29 protein-coding genes and 2 other RNA genes are annotated in these 17,055 nt (G+C 61.3%); 1 reads left to right on the top strand and 30 read right to left on the bottom strand.

Features of this window, described 5'->3' with window-relative positions; genetic code table 11:
- Window position 1 precedes the first annotated feature (1 nt).
- The 30 genes from AC0T4W_RS10190 to AC0T4W_RS10045 form a co-directional block, all read right to left on the bottom strand.
- Window positions 2-355: a phage head morphogenesis protein gene (locus AC0T4W_RS10190; RefSeq protein ID WP_476318874.1), complete on the bottom strand. Its 354-nt coding sequence runs from the start codon at window positions 353-355 to the stop codon at window positions 2-4.
- Entirely contained in the window at window positions 352-1,929 is a 1,578-nt protein-coding gene (locus AC0T4W_RS10185) for a DUF935 domain-containing protein (RefSeq protein ID WP_476318873.1), read from the bottom strand. Before AC0T4W_RS10185 ends, AC0T4W_RS10190 begins: the two co-directional genes overlap by 4 nt.
- Window positions 1,929-2,486, bottom strand: coding sequence for a hypothetical protein (locus AC0T4W_RS10180; RefSeq protein ID WP_476318872.1), 558 nt, complete (start codon window positions 2,484-2,486; stop codon window positions 1,929-1,931). Before AC0T4W_RS10180 ends, AC0T4W_RS10185 begins: the two co-directional genes overlap by 1 nt.
- Window positions 2,487-2,628: 142 nt before the next feature.
- Window positions 2,629-3,471, bottom strand: coding sequence for a hypothetical protein (locus AC0T4W_RS10175; RefSeq protein WP_476318871.1), 843 nt, complete (start codon window positions 3,469-3,471; stop codon window positions 2,629-2,631).
- Entirely contained in the window at window positions 3,468-3,917 is a 450-nt protein-coding gene (locus AC0T4W_RS10170; RefSeq protein ID WP_476318870.1) for a DUF3486 family protein, read from the bottom strand. The genes AC0T4W_RS10175 and AC0T4W_RS10170 overlap by 4 nt, the downstream gene beginning before the upstream one ends.
- 67 nt (window positions 3,918-3,984) lie before the next feature.
- On the bottom strand, window positions 3,985-4,296 hold the full coding sequence (locus tag AC0T4W_RS10165; RefSeq protein ID WP_476315964.1) for a hypothetical protein: 312 nt from the start codon (window positions 4,294-4,296) through the stop codon (window positions 3,985-3,987).
- Complete coding sequence (locus tag AC0T4W_RS10160) at window positions 4,293-4,661, bottom strand: hypothetical protein (RefSeq protein WP_476315967.1); 369 nt, start codon at window positions 4,659-4,661, stop codon at window positions 4,293-4,295. The genes AC0T4W_RS10165 and AC0T4W_RS10160 overlap by 4 nt, the downstream gene beginning before the upstream one ends.
- On the bottom strand, window positions 4,661-5,296 hold the full coding sequence (locus AC0T4W_RS10155) for a DNA-packaging protein (protein WP_476315970.1): 636 nt from the start codon (window positions 5,294-5,296) through the stop codon (window positions 4,661-4,663). The genes AC0T4W_RS10160 and AC0T4W_RS10155 overlap by 1 nt, the downstream gene beginning before the upstream one ends.
- Complete coding sequence (locus tag AC0T4W_RS10150) at window positions 5,293-5,793, bottom strand: lysozyme (protein ID WP_476315973.1); 501 nt, start codon at window positions 5,791-5,793, stop codon at window positions 5,293-5,295. The genes AC0T4W_RS10155 and AC0T4W_RS10150 overlap by 4 nt, the downstream gene beginning before the upstream one ends.
- Window positions 5,783-6,124, bottom strand: coding sequence for a hypothetical protein (locus AC0T4W_RS10145; protein ID WP_476318869.1), 342 nt, complete (start codon window positions 6,122-6,124; stop codon window positions 5,783-5,785). Before AC0T4W_RS10145 ends, AC0T4W_RS10150 begins: the two co-directional genes overlap by 11 nt.
- A 59-nt stretch (window positions 6,125-6,183) precedes the next feature.
- Window positions 6,184-6,351 (bottom strand): hypothetical protein, encoded by a 168-nt coding sequence (locus tag AC0T4W_RS10140; RefSeq protein ID WP_476318868.1) that lies wholly within the window; start codon window positions 6,349-6,351, stop codon window positions 6,184-6,186.
- Window positions 6,348-6,734, bottom strand: coding sequence for a DUF4124 domain-containing protein (locus AC0T4W_RS10135; protein WP_476318867.1), 387 nt, complete (start codon window positions 6,732-6,734; stop codon window positions 6,348-6,350). Before AC0T4W_RS10135 ends, AC0T4W_RS10140 begins: the two co-directional genes overlap by 4 nt.
- A 62-nt stretch (window positions 6,735-6,796) precedes the next feature.
- On the bottom strand, window positions 6,797-7,228 hold the full coding sequence (locus AC0T4W_RS10130) for a Mor transcription activator family protein (protein WP_476315982.1): 432 nt from the start codon (window positions 7,226-7,228) through the stop codon (window positions 6,797-6,799).
- Window positions 7,225-7,626, bottom strand: coding sequence for a gp16 family protein (locus AC0T4W_RS10125; protein WP_476315985.1), 402 nt, complete (start codon window positions 7,624-7,626; stop codon window positions 7,225-7,227). Before AC0T4W_RS10125 ends, AC0T4W_RS10130 begins: the two co-directional genes overlap by 4 nt.
- Window positions 7,623-7,835, bottom strand: coding sequence for a hypothetical protein (locus AC0T4W_RS10120; protein ID WP_476315988.1), 213 nt, complete (start codon window positions 7,833-7,835; stop codon window positions 7,623-7,625). Before AC0T4W_RS10120 ends, AC0T4W_RS10125 begins: the two co-directional genes overlap by 4 nt.
- Complete coding sequence (locus tag AC0T4W_RS10115) at window positions 7,832-8,113, bottom strand: hypothetical protein (protein WP_476315991.1); 282 nt, start codon at window positions 8,111-8,113, stop codon at window positions 7,832-7,834. The genes AC0T4W_RS10120 and AC0T4W_RS10115 overlap by 4 nt, the downstream gene beginning before the upstream one ends.
- An RNA gene (locus tag AC0T4W_RS10110) (hammerhead ribozyme type II) lies at window positions 8,113-8,182 on the bottom strand. Before AC0T4W_RS10110 ends, AC0T4W_RS10115 begins: the two co-directional genes overlap by 1 nt.
- Window positions 8,181-8,852, bottom strand: coding sequence for a DUF2786 domain-containing protein (locus tag AC0T4W_RS10105; protein WP_476315994.1), 672 nt, complete (start codon window positions 8,850-8,852; stop codon window positions 8,181-8,183). Before AC0T4W_RS10105 ends, AC0T4W_RS10110 begins: the two co-directional genes overlap by 2 nt.
- 12 nt (window positions 8,853-8,864) lie before the next feature.
- An RNA gene (locus AC0T4W_RS10100) (hammerhead ribozyme type II) lies at window positions 8,865-8,937 on the bottom strand.
- On the bottom strand, window positions 8,936-9,232 hold the full coding sequence (locus tag AC0T4W_RS10095; protein ID WP_476315996.1) for an HU family DNA-binding protein: 297 nt from the start codon (window positions 9,230-9,232) through the stop codon (window positions 8,936-8,938). Before AC0T4W_RS10095 ends, AC0T4W_RS10100 begins: the two co-directional genes overlap by 2 nt.
- A gap of 13 nt (window positions 9,233-9,245) precedes the next feature.
- Complete coding sequence (locus AC0T4W_RS10090; protein WP_476315999.1) at window positions 9,246-9,464, bottom strand: hypothetical protein; 219 nt, start codon at window positions 9,462-9,464, stop codon at window positions 9,246-9,248.
- Window positions 9,465-9,476: 12 nt separating this feature from the next.
- Window positions 9,477-9,896: a hypothetical protein gene (locus tag AC0T4W_RS10085; RefSeq protein WP_476318866.1), complete on the bottom strand. Its 420-nt coding sequence runs from the start codon at window positions 9,894-9,896 to the stop codon at window positions 9,477-9,479.
- Window positions 9,897-10,376: a hypothetical protein gene (locus tag AC0T4W_RS10080; protein WP_476316005.1), complete on the bottom strand. Its 480-nt coding sequence runs from the start codon at window positions 10,374-10,376 to the stop codon at window positions 9,897-9,899.
- A gap of 1 nt (window position 10,377) precedes the next feature.
- Window positions 10,378-10,998 (bottom strand): DUF3164 family protein, encoded by a 621-nt coding sequence (locus tag AC0T4W_RS10075; RefSeq protein WP_476318865.1) that lies wholly within the window; start codon window positions 10,996-10,998, stop codon window positions 10,378-10,380.
- Window positions 10,999-11,008: 10 nt separating this feature from the next.
- Window positions 11,009-11,344, bottom strand: coding sequence for a hypothetical protein (locus tag AC0T4W_RS10070; RefSeq protein ID WP_476318864.1), 336 nt, complete (start codon window positions 11,342-11,344; stop codon window positions 11,009-11,011).
- Window positions 11,328-11,708 (bottom strand): hypothetical protein, encoded by a 381-nt coding sequence (locus AC0T4W_RS10065; protein WP_476318863.1) that lies wholly within the window; start codon window positions 11,706-11,708, stop codon window positions 11,328-11,330. The genes AC0T4W_RS10070 and AC0T4W_RS10065 overlap by 17 nt, the downstream gene beginning before the upstream one ends.
- Window positions 11,705-13,036: an AAA family ATPase gene (locus tag AC0T4W_RS10060; protein ID WP_476318862.1), complete on the bottom strand. Its 1,332-nt coding sequence runs from the start codon at window positions 13,034-13,036 to the stop codon at window positions 11,705-11,707. The genes AC0T4W_RS10065 and AC0T4W_RS10060 overlap by 4 nt, the downstream gene beginning before the upstream one ends.
- 17 nt (window positions 13,037-13,053) lie before the next feature.
- Window positions 13,054-15,102 carry a DNA-binding protein gene (locus AC0T4W_RS10055; RefSeq protein ID WP_476318861.1) on the bottom strand — a complete coding sequence of 683 codons (2,049 nt, stop codon included), beginning with the start codon at window positions 15,100-15,102 and terminating at the stop codon, window positions 13,054-13,056.
- Window positions 15,095-15,535, bottom strand: coding sequence for a hypothetical protein (locus tag AC0T4W_RS10050; protein WP_476318860.1), 441 nt, complete (start codon window positions 15,533-15,535; stop codon window positions 15,095-15,097). The genes AC0T4W_RS10055 and AC0T4W_RS10050 overlap by 8 nt, the downstream gene beginning before the upstream one ends.
- A 2-nt stretch (window positions 15,536-15,537) precedes the next feature.
- Window positions 15,538-15,876, bottom strand: coding sequence for a helix-turn-helix domain-containing protein (locus AC0T4W_RS10045; RefSeq protein WP_476318859.1), 339 nt, complete (start codon window positions 15,874-15,876; stop codon window positions 15,538-15,540).
- A gap of 441 nt (window positions 15,877-16,317) precedes the next feature.
- Here AC0T4W_RS10045 and AC0T4W_RS10040 point away from each other — a divergent pair, with 441 nt between their 5' ends.
- Window positions 16,318-16,752: a S24 family peptidase gene (locus tag AC0T4W_RS10040; RefSeq protein ID WP_476318858.1), complete on the top strand. Its 435-nt coding sequence runs from the start codon at window positions 16,318-16,320 to the stop codon at window positions 16,750-16,752.
- The last annotated feature ends 303 nt before the right edge of the window (window positions 16,753-17,055 follow it).

Raw genomic sequence — 17,055 nt, 5'->3', positions numbered from 1 at the left:
GTCATAGATGGGTGCGCAAACGGCGCGGGCTGCCCAACTGCACCTCGCGGGTTTCGCCGCTCAGCGGATCGAGCAGCTCGCCACGCCCCCACCATCCGAGTTTCTCCAGCAGCGGCTGTAACTCGCGCTTGAACTGGGCAAAGGTTTGGCCTGATTCGATCATTTCATCAACGTGCGAGCGGATCGCTTCCAGGATGTCCAGGCGCATGGCCTTGGCCACCGTCCAGGCCGTGACGTGTTCTTCGGCCCATACGTCGCGGTGATCAAACCCAACCTTGATGCCCTTGGCGCGGAAGTACTCCAGCGCATCCTTTGGCACTGGTACGGGCACATGTTCCTTGGTTGGGCCACTCACAGTGCGTCGCCTGCATCGCCTTGGCCGCGCGCCTTAAAGGCCGCACGGGCGAGCTGCTCGATCAAGACGCTATCGTCCATCTGCTCAAGCAAGCCGGCCAGGCCAGCCCGGAACGCATCGAAGTCGTCGGAGTCCTGCGCCAACTGCAACACCGGGTCGAGCACCGGCCGCATCACGGGCACCCAGTCGGCGGCGGCTTCATCAACCAGGGTGTCCAGGCTGTCGCGGGCTTTCTGTTCCTGGTTGAGTGCCTGGCGGTGGCCACCACACGCTGGGCAGTTGCAACGCTGCTCGGTATTGAGGGCAGGCCCGGCAACAGGCTGCTGGCCCGTTGGCTTGAGCAGCTGTGCGCCATCAGCCGGGGCGGACAGGCCGAAGCGCTCAAGAATCGCCGACTGTTCGACTTGCAGGCCGCGATCAATAAACGGCGTCAGGGCATCGGCCAGGGCCTTCAAGTCCTCTGGCTCAGTGACCTGGAATGCAACGCTCGGGTAGTTTTCCTGCGGGCCGAAGTTGTAATCGACAAACACGCGCACCAGGTCGCGGTTAATCGTTGCGGCCAGCTGTTTGGCGTCGGCCTTGAGAATGTCGAGGCGCACATCGTTGTGCACGGTGGCCTGGCTCTGGCTCGACCCGTCATCGGTGGTCATGGTCTGGCCGAGTACGGCCTTGCTGACTTGCCTGTCCAGCCACTCGGCCAGGCGCGCGAACAGTTCGGCACCGCCTGTTGAGTTGGCGATCTCCTGAAACTCGATGAGCATTTCTTTCGGCAGCACGGCCGCCGCGTCGGCGGCGAGCTGGGCCACTGCGCGACGTAGCACGGCAATATCGTCCGGCTTAGCACCTGGGCCATAGCGGCCAATGCGCAGCGGCATGCCAAACAGCTCGGTGTAGCGCATCCAGTCCTTGAGGCTGAATGCCTTGCACATATACGACACGGCCACCAGGCGCGCCAACCCGCCACGGATCGGCAGGCCCGACTTTAACTTGGGGATATGGATAATCATCCGGCCGGGCGGAATCTCGCGACCTTCGCCGGCTTCCTCACGGATCAGCAGCTTACGGCCGGTCAGTTTGTCGAACTGGAACCAGCGCGGGTCACGGTGATCGTATTTCACCGGCCACAGCTGCTCGCCTTTCAGCTCCCAGCCGGGCTCTACAGCCGAGAAGCCTTTACCCAAACCATCGAGCAGATCGCTCACCAGGTCGGAAAACTCCGGGGCATCTACCAGCTTGCGCACAGCGTCGGCGATTTCCTCTGACCGGGCATCCTCGCCACCGGCCTCAACACTGACCGGCACGCCCGCTACAGCCCGCTTACGGGTGCCCAACACCGAGGCATAGTGCAGGTCTTTCTCTTCCATCTCTTCGGCGAGTACCAGGTACTCCAGGATGTCGCCGGTAGCAGCGTTCTGCAGGATGGTGCGCAGGCGCGCCGGGTCGAGCGACGACGATACCGAATCAACGCCCCAGGCCTGGTGAACGCCGGTTGTAGTGGCCTGGATCACCTCTTGCAGCATGGACTTTTTCGGGAACGGCTTACCGCTCGCGTCCAGGATTGGCGACTCATCCATTACAGAACACCTCCAGCCGCCCAGGTATTCACCGGGTCGGCGTTGTCATCATCGAATCCGGGTTTGTTGTTGCGGTCAGGGCGCACGGGTTCATAGCCATAGCTTTCAACTTCAAGACGTGTGGCGGCATAACCCAGTGCCAAAGCAATCGCGGCGTCGCCGTGGCGCTGGCCACCTTCGCCCTGGGTGCGGCTCTTACCGAGCTTGAGGATGCCGTCGATCATCTGCAGCGCTCGCAAGTCATCGAGCACCAGGGCATCGCGCGGTATCTCCAGCAAGGCGTCCTCAAAAGCCGCCTTAAACGCTGGCATGTTGTCCATATACCAGCGGTCGGAGAGCTTCACTTGCTGGATGCAGCCGCCATAACGGTGGCCAGCGGCTTCGGCCAGATACCCGCCGTTGCCGGTGGCATCCATGGCCCCACCCATCAGGCGTGGTAAGCGGTCGACGATGTAGAACAGCACCTGTTCCTGTTGGCGATACGGCATATTGCGCAGCTCGACCAGGAACGGCACACGGCAACGCAGATCGAGGCCGACCGCATAGGGCGCGATCACAGTCAGGTCGCCGGTACGGCCGAAGTCTTCACCAAAGGCATGCAGCTGCTGCGGATCGAGTAGCTTGAGCAGGGGCAGCAGCTCGCGCTCGCACCAGTCACGAATCTCGGCCTCACGCAGGCGCTCATCCCAGTGGGTGAACTCATCCCGGCATTTTCAGGCGCACCACTGGCGCTTCGACCATGCGCGACTCGACCAGGGCGCGCGACAGTGCAGCGCCTGCCGACTCGGCCGGGATGCAATCCAGCTCCTCGGCCGCACCGTCGCCATAGAACGCATACACATCAGCGACCCAGGCGTCCTCGGCGGCCTGCGTCCACTCTTTACCCAGGCGCATGCACACGCGCCGGTACAGCCCATGGGCCACCGCATCGCGAAAGGTAATGCGCTGCACCACGCCCTTGCGCTTACCCGCGCGGATGTCCTGAATCAGGGTGTTAAAGGCGTTCTTCACCCCGTTATGGGTCGAGATAACGCGCAGCTGGCCGCCCCAGATCAGCAGCGCCAGGGCGGCTTTTAGCACTTCATCAAGCTGTTCGTGGAATGCCGCCTCATCGAGCACCACCCGACCTTGTCGACCGCGCAGGTTGGACGGCCGGCTGGTCAGCGCCACGATACGGTGGCCGCTGCCTGGGAAGGCAATGCCGAACGTTTTGATGTGCTTGTCGCCATCCTCCCAGATGCCTTCCTCAATTTCGCTGGCGGCGTGGTTGAACATCCGCGCCCACATTGCACAGGCCTGGATGTACTCAATGGTCATGTCCTGGTTGTAGGCGATGTAGTAGGTATTCATCCCGCCCGCGTCCTTGGCCGAGGCGGACAGCAGCACATCGTCTGCCGCTTCGGCCCAGGTGAGGCCGGTGCGCCGGCTTTTCTCGATGACCACCAGCGGGCCTTGCTCGGCGAGCCACTCCTGCTGGTACGGCAGCAGGACGGCCGGCACATCCAGGTCGGCGGTATTGGGGATTTGCTCGGCAAGGTTCACTTGGCCACCCCAAGGATCTCACGGCGCATCTCGGCCACGGTATCGGCGGTGAGGCCTCCTTTTTTGGCGATCTTCTCCACGGCATTAGCGGCGACTTCGGCACGCTCACGCACCTCGGCTTGCCATTTTTTCTGCACAACGGATGCGCGGCCCAGCTCGGCCACGGCCTTGGCCATCTTCGCCAGATCGACCTTGCCGTCCTGAGCCATAAGGCTGTTGAAAATCTGTTCCTGCACCAGGCGCATCAACGCTTCGTTGACTGCACCCTCATCATCAGGGGCGGCCGCTACCATGGCTTTTGCCTGCTCGCTGGCTGTCCTCAACGCGGCCAGGCGGCCTTCGAAGTTCTGGCCATATTCGTGCAGCGCTGATTTGCCGATGCTGTGGCCGCGCTCAGCCAAGGCAGAGGACAGCAGCTCGTATTGGCTGAAATTGTTCTCGATCAACGCCTGGTCAAGCCACGCCTTTACCTCGGCGGCAGAGCGCCAGCACCTTGCTTCTAGGTGGCATAGGTCAAGCGCTCCAGTATTTTTCCGGGCGAGCAATGCCTGCATTGCATTCGATGGTGTACTCGGCGATATCCACTCCATAGTGGGTCAGGCCACAGACCCACGGGCCGGACGGCTGTTTCTTCAGCGTTACCAGGCGGCGGTCGTGCAGGTAGTCCAGCTCGCGGCGCAGCTCCAGCTGCGTGGCGTCTGGATAGATTCCCTGGATGGTAGACAGCACCACCGCCTCATGCGGGTCAACCGGGCGCGAGGTATTCAGGGTCAGCAGGATGTACCAGCGCAGGGTTTCCCGGCGTGCTTTGGCTGCATCGATCATTGCGCGTTCCTTTTGAGCAGGATGTTTTCAAACTTGAGCGCCAAGCCATCCAGCTTGGCCTCGATCACAGACTGGCCACGCACCCAATCCTCGCGCCGGACATATTCCAGCGGCAGTTCAGCCTTGAAGTGGAGGAACGCGCGGTCCAGTTTCTGCAATGCTTCCGCGTCCTTGTCCTGACGCTGCAATACCTTGGCGAAGCTATCTTCCCAGTGTTGGCTGGCGATCTTTCGCGCCTCATCCTGGCCAGCGAAACGCTCACCAAGACGCTTCTCGAACTGCCAGAGCAGCAACTTGACCAGCCCGGTGATGATCGTGGCGAACACACCCATCAACGTGGCGGCGGTGCCTAAATCCATTTGCATCAGTGCGTCTCCTGTACGGCATCAATCAGAAGGTCAAGCTGCGCGGCGGTGTTGCGGCACTGCTCGGCGTAGCGAGTGTGGTGCTCCAGGACGTCGCGCTGGCTGATGCCTGAATCGAGTTGCTCAGCGGCTCGGCCTTCGGCGACTTGCGCAGCAGCTCGGCCGGTATCTGAGGCCGTGGGCATTCCGGGGGCGGCGGCTCCGGTTGCTTCGTCATAAACGCGCACCCAACCAGCAGTGAACACGCAAGCAGGCAGAGGCTTAGGCGGCGCGTCGAGGGCGTCACGATAGAGGTCGTTAACACGGGCAATCTCCCCTGTAAGGCGGTCTGTGGTTTTTCGGTGGGTGCGCTGCTGCTCGGCCAGGTCGGCGGCTAGCTTGTCGTTGTGGGCTTGCTCTTCCTGCAGGCGTTTGGCGGCTGCTTTGGCACTGGCGGCAGCGCGGCGGGTCATATCAAGTTGCGCCCCTGCATGCTCCAGACGCAGCTGTTCTAGGGCCAGCGCGCCGTCACTTTTGGCTTGGGCATGCCCCTGGTCGTAGGCATCTTGCAGAGCTGACAGAAAGAACGAGAGTGCAAGAAGTAATAGGCCAAGCCCCAAGCCTGCCTTGAACCAGGTCGAGCTGAAAGCGCTCATAGGCCCGCCTCACAAAGCTTGCGCTCGGCCGCACGGCGAAGCACTAGCCCACCCAGTTTGCGACCACCGGCGCTCACCCAGTAACTGAGCTGTGCGCAGGCTGGCTGGATACGGCCAGCCTGCAGATGCAGCAGCAGGGTCGAGTGGCGGCCACTCTTGAGCCAGACAAAGCCGTCTTTTACGCCCGGTTTGCCGGGGCCGACGTTGTAGATAAAGGACAGAAAGGCCGCGATGCTTTTGATATCCATGCTCGCGATAACCTTGATGGGCACCCAGCGTTCAAAAACCTCCGCTGCCTCCTGGAGCGCGAGCTGGGTTTTCTGGTCGCACTCGGCATCTGTCGCCACGTCGCCAAGGCGCACGCCATACGTCCAGCCCTCACAGATTGTCGGGATGCCTACAGGGTCGAGGTACGCCAGCAGGTTGCGACCTTCGTAATGGGCGACAACGGGTGTGGCGGCAACGATTGCCAGCGCGATGCGGCTTTTAATGCCCACGGGGTGCACCTCCGATCAGCGCGCGTAGCTCGGCCAGGCGCTGATTGCCGAACTCAGGCGCGGAACTGGTGTGGTGAATGACGCTGTTTTTGGCTTCGCGACGGGGGGCCGCTGCTGGCTTTTCGCGTGCGCTTTGCGCGCGACGGTCGATGTGTGCCCGGTAGCTCTTGACCTTGGCAAAGCCAATCCGCACGTATTCCTCTACCAACGGCCGCAACTCGGCTGGGCAGCGCTCCATCATCAATTGGCGCTGCGCCAACACCGGCTCGGCCAGAATGGCGGCGGCCAGGTCGCGCGGGTTGGGCTGGGATACGGGGGCTTGAATGTTCATGCCGCCATAGTCGGCGGCATGAGAGGGGAGGCTTTAGAGGATGGGGTTCAGCGGTGCGGCTAGGGTTTATGGCCGGATTGATAGCTGGAGCGTGCACAACCATTGCTGTCATAACTTACGTGAGTGACAGCAAGGTACTTATCTTTCCAGTAGGTGCTGCTACCGGCACCCTGCGCGCCATCATTGTTGGGCTTGCCATACATGCTTTCCACATCCTTGCGAGTCATGCCAGGCACCACCTCGCCACGCACTTTCGCGGTGCGTAGATCGCGATCAGACAACCCTGTAGAGCAAGGGGGCGGCGCGACTGATCCACCCACCACCGTAACCCCTCCAGAGGTAGGCCGGGGGCTCGCATATCATCGGCCAGTTGCTTGAACTCCTGGCGCAGTAAGTCTCGCCGACTGCCTGGCTCCGGTGCCATCGTTGACGGTGTGCTGCTACCACTGGGGGCAGCATTGTGAGCCCGCACCACATCGGCCAGCACCTTTCCGTCCGGGCACTGCTGCTGAGTAAATGTCACTTTTCCTGAAGCATCCACACATCTGAACACGGTGGCCGCTTGAGCCGGCAGCGCTGTACAGCACAGTAGAGCAAGCAATAGACGCATGGTTCCCTCCTTAACAGTCAATGCAACTTTAACGCGAGACCCCTCGCAACCCAAGCAGGCGGCTAATCGAACAACCCTGATTGGCTGCTGCTCAAAGGCTGCTTGAGAATAATCCAGACGCGGCGATCACTCAGACGATACGTGCGGGCGAGCTCTGCAACCACCGTATTAGCGGAAACACCGTCACGCACAGCCTGTTCAAACTGGCGATGCATTTCAAGATCGCGCAACCGGCGTAGTGCCACGTCACACCGGGGAATGTACACATCATCACGCTCTGGCATGAGTTGTGTCAGCCGTTGCGCGGCCTCTTCGCCCACAATATCGGCCAAGGCGGCAACCCGCGCCTGCCCCGATGGGCCAAAGCCTTTGGCAAAGAACCAGGACGTGCCGCCAATTTCGTCTACCAGCTTCATCGCCGCTGGTAGCCCTGCAATGTCGGCAATACGGCGGACAGTCTCCGGCAACAACTCGCGTACCTGCTCAATATTCACTGTACAGGCCTCCCGTGGCGTTTGGCATCGTAGGTCAGTGCAGCAATCAGGCGGCGCAGCTGGTCGGCGTCGCACCACTCGACACGCTCAACCTTGAACATGCGCAGGGCCATCGCATCGGCATAGCTCCAGGGGCGATTAGCTTCGGCTAGGAAGGCCTCGATCTTGGATACCTGGGCGGCACGGTCAGGTGCTGGCTTGGGGGCTGCGCGTCGGGCTTTCTTCGCAGGGGCTGGCTTAAAGCCCAGGCGCTCAAACTCGGCCAGAACCTCACTGGTCTGACGCTTGTCCAGGTCTTTTGCCGAACGCACGCGGGCAATGCGAAACAGCAACGCCCGGTAGGTGTCGTCATCGAGGCCGAGCTGCTGCTTGGCAATATGGATTTTAGCCAGGCTCATTGCAGCCGCCCGCGACGCTTCAGAACTGACGGAGTTTCGTAGTAACACGCCTTGCAATGGGCGGCTAAGCCGTCCTTTCTCCGCGTTTCCCGGAAAAAGAACTCTTCGTCAGCAGGCCAGTATTCACTGCACTTGCTGCATAGCTTTTCCGGGCCATACCAGGCGGCTCGTTGAGTGGGCGTCGCATAATCGGCAGGTTGAACATTCATACCGGGTTCCTCGGGTTCATGGCATCGCGGAATGCCTGCGGGTCGCGCCTGGCCATGCCCGCCATGTAGCGGGTCATAAGCGTTATCACTTCCTCGACTTCCTCATACTCACCAACCTGCTGCATCAGCGCCCAGTCGGCACGGGTGCCCCGGTAGGTGGTCAGTTTTGTCACTTCCGCGCCCACACGCTCTCGATGCGCCGCGTCGCGGTTGCGCTTGTCCTGTTGGCGGTCGGCATCCTGCTTGCGGATGCGCTCCGTCCGTTTTGTCTTACTCATCTTGGCTGCTCATCAGTACCGGGCAACCACACCCGGCAGACCGTCGCCCTGGTGGGCGAGGTTTCGCTTAGTGCAGTGCTAGTGGCGCTTGCCCCTGGACACCATGGTTAAGCTGTACATCGCTGGCAGCACATAACCCAGCAGCTGCATCGTCCATGGCGCGCTGGCTCAAAGCCTTAGTTTTGGCATTGCGATCCACCGTCTTGCCCTTCTCGATCTCGGGGTGGTGCTTGAGCATGTACGCATCAGCGGCAGGCGATGGCTCAGCCCCTGCGAACTCGGAGACCTTGGAGCTGACTCCCCACACCCAGGCCTCGCAGAACTGATCGGCGCGCTTGGTTTTGGTTGTCGACTTACAGCGCTTGAGCGCCGTGCCGATGTAGTCGCGACGCGCCTGGCGTACCTGACGTAGCAACACTGCCATCGTGTAACTGGCCAGCTCGGCCATTTCACCGATAAAGCGCCACTCACCGAGTCCAGCCATAAACAGCAGGCGGCAGGCATAGGCTTTAGCCACCGTGCCGGCCAAGTTCGCCTCCCACTGCACGGGCTTCATTTTCGAGCCGCTCCGGGTGCCGTGCTCCTCGATGTCGATCATGTCCACGTCCGACTGTTCGAGCTGGTACTTCTCCATCAGCGCGCGGGCCTGGCGCATTGCTGCAGCGGCTTCGTGCGGGTTGCTGCTATTGGCCAGGCTCAAGCACTTCTTGATCTTGTCCAGGGCTTTCTTGTGATCCATGTTGCTCTCCGTACTCGGCTGCTCATCAGTACCCAGCAACCACGCTGGGCAGACCACCACCGGCTAGGCCGGGGCGGTTTCGCTTAGGGGTTCAGTGCGTCCTCCAGGGCTTTGCCGGTGGCCAGCTTGACCGTGACTTTGGCCGGGATCTCGATGGCCGCGCCGGTTGCCGGGTTGCGACCAGTACGGGCGGCACGCTGGCTGGCCTTGAGTTTGCCGAGACCGGGCAGCGGCACGTCGCTCCCGGCTTTAAGGGTGCGGGTGGCGATGATGGACAGACGGTTAAGCACCGCCTCGACTTGGGTTTTATTGATCGGCGTACCGCTTACACCCACTTCCTGGGTGATGGTGTCGATCAGGTCTTTTTGCGTCAGTTGCATGGTGATTCCTCGCTTAGTGCAGGGTTGGTTTGGGTTCGGTGGTAGTTGCATTGCGCTTGGCCTGGCACTTCGGGCACTGGCACGGCCGCTTGGCTGCCTTGTTCAATATTCCTTGGGCGACCTCGACCAGGCCTTTGGCGAGCAGCGCCGCTGCCGTTTCTTCGCCGCTGCCTTCGTGACGGATGGAAATGCCACCGTCCAGGTCGTTGATGGTGATGGTGTGTTGAGCCATGGCGTGGGCCTCCTAGCGTTGGTGTTTGAAGCTGATGTGATAATCGCGAGCGCGCTGGCGCACGGCCTTTTCGGTCATGTGCAGCTGCTTGGCGATCCACTTCGGCGGTTCGCCCAGGGCGGCGCGCGCCATGATCTGCGCGGCCTGCTTGGTTTCTAGGTCGCTGGCCGTATCTGGTGCTGGTTCAGGCTGCGGTTCCGGTTGCAGCACCGGCTCGGCCACTGGCTGGAACAGATGGGCATAGACCGGCGTTTTCTCGGCGTTGATGACGAATACCGCTGGGGCATCGCTCATGTGGTAGCCGATCTGCTCGATCTTTCCGCCATTGGCCAGAAACGCCTGGGTTGCCTGTTCAATGCGCAGTGCCTCGTTTTCCAGATGCGCGGAACGCTGCGGCAGTGGATCGTTGTGAGTTTCGTTGTAGCGCTGCATTCAAGCCCCCAGCGCCCGGAAACCCGGCCCATTGCGTTCGCCCAGGTACTGGATGTAGCGAGCAAGAGCGGTCATCCCTTCACGCTGACTCGCTGCCTCAGGGACACCAGGCACGAACAGCGTTTCGTTGTCGTGACGAGATAAGCGCGCCGTGACCTCGATGGTGTCGCGGACCTTTTGGTCTGTGCCCGTGGCGATTCCGATGGCTCCATCGGGCACAGACGAGCCGAACTGGATGTGCCCGGAGGCGAAGCAATAGGCGATGACTTTGGCGGTACTGGGCTTAGGCTCGACGGCTTGATCCAGGTATTCGATACCATCACGTGGGTGGTACGGGTTGCTGTGCTTCTCACCGTCCAGCTTGATCAGCAAGTGCGAGCCGCTGGCGCCGGTAATCGTTCCAGGCTTGCCGTAGGCATTGACCCGGCCGCCTTTTTTGGCCGCGACGTGGTAGTTGGTGCGGATGTATTCCAAGCTCATCTCACACCCCCGCAATATCAAGGCTGATCGGGCGGTACTGGTCGGTATCACCCACCCGCTCATAGAGGCGGATATAGGACTTGGAGCCAATCACCTGGCAGGCTTCGCCGATGGCAGTCATGGCGCGCTGCCAGCGTTCGTCACTGATGGCAAATCGGCGCAAGGCCAGCACCCGGGCGGTGCGGATTTCACCGTTGGTGTCCGCACGAAAGGCATCGTTCACCAGGGCGATTACTTCGGGTCGCGCGTTCTGCGTCCACTCCTGGAAGCATTCGTCGATCAGGGCGCGCGCGGCTTGCAGGCGCTCATCAAAGGCAATGCGCTCCTGCACCGCACGCTGGATTTTGTAGCGGCCGTCAAAGCTAAACAGGGTGACATTGCCTTTCTTGCCGCCGACCTTCGCGCCGTACTGCTCGGCGCTCATTTCTACAAAAGCCTCGATGTCGCCAAAGGCCTCCGCCTTGTAGTCGGCCAGCTCGCCGTTTAGCTCGCTGGCACGGTCAACCAGGTGCTGCACCAGGCGGTCGCGCTCGATGTCGATTGGCTTGATCAGGCTTTCAGGAATCAGGTGGCCCTGGGCGTTTTTCCGGTAGCCGGCCGGGGTGCTTTGTTGTGCGTTCATTCTGTTGTCCTCAGTGGAAAGTCAGGTCGATGGCAGCCGGGGCGGCGGTGTTCAGGTTGTCGCGGTAGCTAATGGGTTCGCGCCACTCCAGGGACACGCCCTGGAACATCACGGTGAAACGGGTGCTACCTGCCGATGGGTGACGCTGATAGCCCTCGGTCAGGCGGTCACGCACCAGCCGCTGGCCGTCTTCTGGGCCTACAACCAGCAGGTTCGCCACCGGGTCAATGCGGTGCAGGCGAATACCCATGGCCTGCAAGGTGCGGCTGGCGCTGTTGAACACGCGTAGGCGGTCAGCCAGTTGCGGGGTAAGCACTTTCAACGGCCGTTCAGTGGATGCGTGCATGGGCGTTCTCCTGGGCGGTGCAGGTGGGGTTGTTTGCGCAGAACTGGCAGGCGCGCCAGTGCTGCATCGCGCTGGGGTTGTGGGTTGGCGCTGCTTTTTCGCGGTAGCTTTGGCACTGCGAGCTGGTGACAACCTCGCCCAGGGCCACACATTCCAAGCGGCCAAGCACGTCCATCACACGGCGCTCTACGCCGGCCGTGCTGGGTGATGGGTAACGATTGGCCAGCACCAGACTTACAGCGGTGCGGCTCATACCGATGCGCTGGCCGGTTTTGGTCATGTTGCTGCGGGCCACTTCGGCACCCAGCAGTTGCACAAACAGCGGGGGTTGTTCGCCCCAGGCTTCAAGGCGGGCGGCGTTCATTCGTCCACCTCGGCTGGCTGGCGATAAACCACCTCACCCAGGTTGGGATCGAACACCTGACCAACGCGCTGGATCATCGGCGGGCGCGGGCCGGTGTCGGCACCATGGGCCAGGCGATAGCGCGCCATGGTGGCGGGAGTACCCGGTTTACCGACCACAACCAGCACCAGGTAATCGGCTTTATGCAGCCACTGTAGGTAAGACCTGGCTGTGTTCAGGCTCACGGCCTCGCCGCAGGCAAGGGTGCTCTGCACCAGGTCGCGGGCGTCCACTTCACGCAGGATGCGTAGGCTGCGCCACATGGCCTCAACACCTTGGCCTTGCGTGTTGAGCGTGCCGTCGCGGTTGAGCTTTGGCGCTTCTGCCCCTACGTCCTTTTGCAAGGTGTAGGTAGCCGCCGCGTAGGTCTTGCCGTTTTTCAGCACGTACCCGCCGGCAATCAGGCAGCGTAGGAAGGTCAGGACGGTGTCGTCTTCAACCTTTGCTGCTCTGGCTAGGCCGTACACGCTGGCACCGTCACGGCGCTCGCGCAGGGCTTCCCAAATGCGCTGGCGGTTGCTTTTGCCGCCCAGCATTTGCAGGTCAGCGGGCTTGCGTCCTGTCGCCATTACCCCCCCCCTCCGTGGCGGCTGACCGTTGTACCAGCCACGCTTAGCCCAGGTGGCCAAGTCCATGCTGTTCAGACCCAGCGCCTGGGCTTCGCTGTGGACGCGGTACAGGTTGACCGCCACGCGGCGCAGGCAGCCTTTGACCTCGCGGTGCAGGTCGGCCAACAAATCGTCAGCCATGCTCACTTTCGGGTAACTAACGCGGGCCAGTTGTTGCACATCCACTGTCGTGGCAGGTTGGGCTGGTACCCACTCCAGCACGCGGTTATGCAAACGCTCCAGCTTGGCCAGGCTGGCGGGCACGCGCTCTTCACCGATCAGCACGATGGTGCCCTGGCTGGCGTTATAGAGGTCGGTCAGGACGTTGGCGGCGGCCTTGTCCAGCAGGTACTGCACGTCATCAACAATCAGCGGGCGACCGCTGCGGCTGAGTTGCTCGGCGATCTGGTCAACCATCTCGCTCAGGGTGCGCCCTGGCAGGATGCCCATGTCGCGCAGGATGGCCAGCAGAAAGGCCTTTTTTGTCCAGGTGTCGCGGCACTCAACGTAGTATGCGCGGTGTTGGTTCGCCGCCCAGGTGGCAGCCACCGACTTACCAAGGCCGCTGGCCGCATACATCACGATCAAGCCTGGCAAGCCCTGCGGACGCAACATGGCGCGCTCGATGGCGCTGGCCAGCAGGCCCACATTGGTCAAAGGTACGATTTTAGAAACACTCATTGTTGTAGCTCCCTTGGTCAAGCGCGGGCCTGTTCGTCCGCGAAGTCAAAAACGCTTTGGATAGATTTGAAGCCCTGCTGGCGCGGGTAACTCTCGTGCCACTTGGCTTCGGCTTCGGTCAGCTCGCCACCGCTAGCCTGGCGACGGTCGAGGTCTTGCCAGAACCAGTAGCGGGCCATGTCATCGCCGGGAATTTGGAAGGCGTCTTCTTGCTCGGCCATATGCAGGGCGGTGTACTGCTCGGCTTCCTCCAACTGGGCCAGTAGCAAGTTGCTGCTCGGCGCAATCGCCTTGGGCACCAGTTCCAGCCGTTGGCCTGTAGCCTTCTCAATCTTGTCGATACCGCGCTTGATCTGGCCCTTGGCCAACTTTTCGCGGGCCTTCTGGATGCGGTTCATTGGCAGGTAATCGTCGGCATTGCCGTCGACCAGCGCTTGGCCGATCAGCTCACCAGCCAGCGTGCGCACCCAGATACGGGTTGCGTCATGCACGTCATAGGCAATGCGTACGTCTTCGCCGTGCAGGCTGCGCAATTCGTTCAGGAAGTAGCGGTTGCCGTCCCATTCAATCTCGCCACGCACAGTGCGACGCACCACCTGCGGGCGCATCAGGTCACACACCAGCTCTGCGGGGGCCAGCATTGGCTCCCAGCCAGTACCGCGTGCCGCTTCCCAGGCCTCGTTAGGGCTCATGTGCCGCATGCGACCGGTCTGCAGGTCGCGCATCTTTTCCAAGCCACGGTGCGGCCGGTTGTTGTAGTCCTCGATCTCGACCGAGGCGACATCCATGAACTCAGTCATGGTCGGGATCAGGTGAGTGGTGCCGTGGTCGCGTAGTTGCTGGCGGCTGATCTTGTGCACCTTGTGGCCAGCGTGCCTGTCCATATCGGCACCGATGTAGCTGATCAGCTTCTTGGCAGCAGCCACCCAAATTGTCTGGTGGGAACGTTCGATCAGGCCGCGTGCCTGGCTGTTATAGGGCAGCGCATGCACCATTTCGCCACCTAGGCGATCAACCACCTCGCGCACCGCGTCATTGGCGAAGCCGCTGCCGTTATCGACGTAGAACAGGGCAAACATGCCGCCGCGCTCGATGGCATCGCGCAGGGAGTGCATCACGTCGATGCTGTTCTCTGACTCACCGACCGATACACCTAGGACACGCCGTGTTGCCACGTCCATCGTGGTCGTGACCTCCGGGCGGAACGGTTTACCGGTACGCGGGTTGATCACCTCGGAATCAAACTTGTGTCCGTCAGCCGTGTACACATCACCCGGCAATAGGTTCTTGGTCGTGCGGCGACGGAACGGCTTGAATGCCTTCAATTCCTGGGGGCTGTAGCGTCCGCGCTCGCGGACTTCCGGGCTCATCTTGGCCAGAAAGCGGCGCACCTGATGAATGCTCGGCTTGTCGCCCTGGCACTTGGCGCAGAACTCGGTATAGGCGCGCTCTGCGGCAGGCTTGGTCGGCCGCTGGTAGCAGCGCAGGAAGTCCACTGCCCACGCGGGAATACCCGTGTCTACTTTGCGGCGCACCGGGGCCAGGCCTGTTTCGCCATGCTTGCGGTAGTCAGCCAACCAGCGCTTGAGCGTGCGCTCGCTCAATGAGCGGTCAGCCGTCTTACGGTCATTGGCGCGCTCAACGCGATCAGATAGGTATGTGCTGAGTTGGCCATCACGCGCCAGGCCAATCAGGGTCATGATCGCCCGTTGCTGGCTGACCACCTGGCTCATCCGCTCGATTTCACGCACAAATGCCAGTCGGGCCGTCATCACGTTACGTTGATCATCGGTAAGGCGTGACGCTGATATGTCATCACGCAATACGACTTCTTTAACTTCTATAGGGGCTTGCTCTGCCTGTGGTTCGGCATCGCCAACCAGGCGCGCCAACAGGCCGGCTTGGGTCTCGGCTGGCAACACGGCGAAGGAGTACTCGACGGCCTTGGAACCAAGGCGGCGCTGGCCTTCCCAGCCATCCCTCTTTGCCTTTACTGCCACGTTTTGAGGTGTGCCCGGCATGCCCGGCAGCCCAGCCAACTCCGGGGCGGTGAACCACTTACGCATGGTTATCTCCCAAGATCTTTTTCAGCTCGCGCGCCTTGCGGCTGGCATCCGAAGCAACGCGCTCCAGTCGACCCAGTTCGGCATCCAGTGCTTCGCGGCCGTAGGCCACCCGACCGCCCCGTTGATTGACCTGCCAGTTGGTCAGCAGATGGCTCGCGCACACCTCTTCCAGCAGCGCCGCTCTATAGAAAGGAAGGTTATGGTCGGCGCGGGCCGGGCTGGCCCAGGCGTCCAGCATGTTCTTGCTCACGTCATCGCCGGACAGGCGCGACATCCGGGCGGCGATCTCGTAACGATCCAGATCGGTGGCTTTCAGCAGCTCGCCTACATACTCGCTGACCTGGGCGGCGTAGTTGCCGTGGCCAGGTATAGCCAGCACAGGCTGGGGAACAGCGAAGATGTCCAAGGTGCGGTCGTCTTTTCCGTGACGCATGTCTAGGCCTCCGTGCCGGTTTTACGGTGCCCAAGGGCACAAGCTGGGTTATGCTTTTGCATACGCGCTGGCATAGTTTCTGGGCGCTTTGGGCGCATACGGTTCGGGGTGCCATCGGCATTCCAGCGTTCCGGCCAGAGCTTCTCCACATCAAGGGCAAGAGCTTCGGCAATGGCCCGCTCCATGCGCGGGTAGGCGGTACGTTTCACGTTCTTTACGGCAGGGCCTGAAACGCGCAGTTTTCGGGCGAGTTTGGCCAGTGACGTACCGTTGGTGCGGAGCTGGTACTTGATCCATTCCCAACGCAGGGTGGGATCAAGTGGGATATCGGCTGTGTTCATGCTTGGCGTCCATTGCAACCACCTGGCAGGGTGGTTTTTTGGGGTGTTTAACGTTACCTACGGCATAAACATAGCGCGGATAAAAGTGCATGTAAATCGAATAAGCGCGTATTCGATTCATTTTTACGAGTGGCACGCTCGGAAATATGAATAGGGCTATGTAAATCAATGACTTACGGGGAATTGAACGAATCGAATGCATCAGGCCAAGAACATTCGATTCCTACCAGTGAAATCGAATGCTTTCGTGAGCGGCTAAAAGAGGTGATCGGCGCTGTTGGAGCACGCGCATTTGCGCGTAAGTGCGCGCTATCAGAAGGGGCTATACGCAGTTATCTGAGTGGCGACACCTATCCGACCCTAGACAGGCTTGAGCAGATAGCGGCAGCGGCAGGCGTTTCGGTTGTGTGGCTTGGATTCGGGATTGACGAGCGCCCGGCAATGGTCATCGAAGACGGCGCCTATGCTTACGTCCCTCTCTACGATGCTCGCTGTAGCGCAGGCAGCGGCGCATGGAACGAGCGCACCCGTGTCCTGGTGCAGCTGTCATTCACGCGCTACAGCCTGCGTAAGAAGGGCCTGACGCCCGCTGACCTGGCGTGCCTGCGCGTTGATGGCGACTCAATGACCGGGCTGCTGGATGACGGCGACACGGTCATGATCGACCAAAGCCGCAACACCCTTGAGGGTGAGGGTGTTTATGTAGTGATGCTTGATGAGCACCTGTACGCCAAGCGCTTACAGCGCGACTTCGATGGCTCGGTACGCATCATTAGCCACAACAAGGAGTATCGAGAGATCGTGGTGCCCAAGGATCGCCTGGCCGAGCTGCACATCGTCGGCCGTGCGGTCTGGGCAGGGGGCTGGCTGATCTGAGTTGCTAGGAGTTAGTGCGGTGCCAAAGACTTTGCGAAATCCGGCCTTACCCCTTGAAAACGGCCTGTTTTATTCATGCAGGCCTTTGGCACTGCCAGCGCGACCGGCCAACCGCCCCAACCCGCGCCGCGTCTGGCCCTCCGCCTTAATCCGGCTTCCCCCGCCATCATCCGGCAGCGCCCCCCCTATGCCAAACCTATAACCTCCCCACACTACATTTTTCAACGGCCTGCTAGAACCCCGCGCCCCAGAAATGCAGGGGACACCCCGCTGGCAATTCACTATTTACGTGGCCAGGCCCTG

The sequence above is a fragment of the Pseudomonas sp. C7.1 genome, assembly GCF_056312395.1.
The sequence above is the reverse complement of the archived record's forward strand: the minus strand, read 5'-3'. Positions and strand labels throughout refer to the sequence as shown.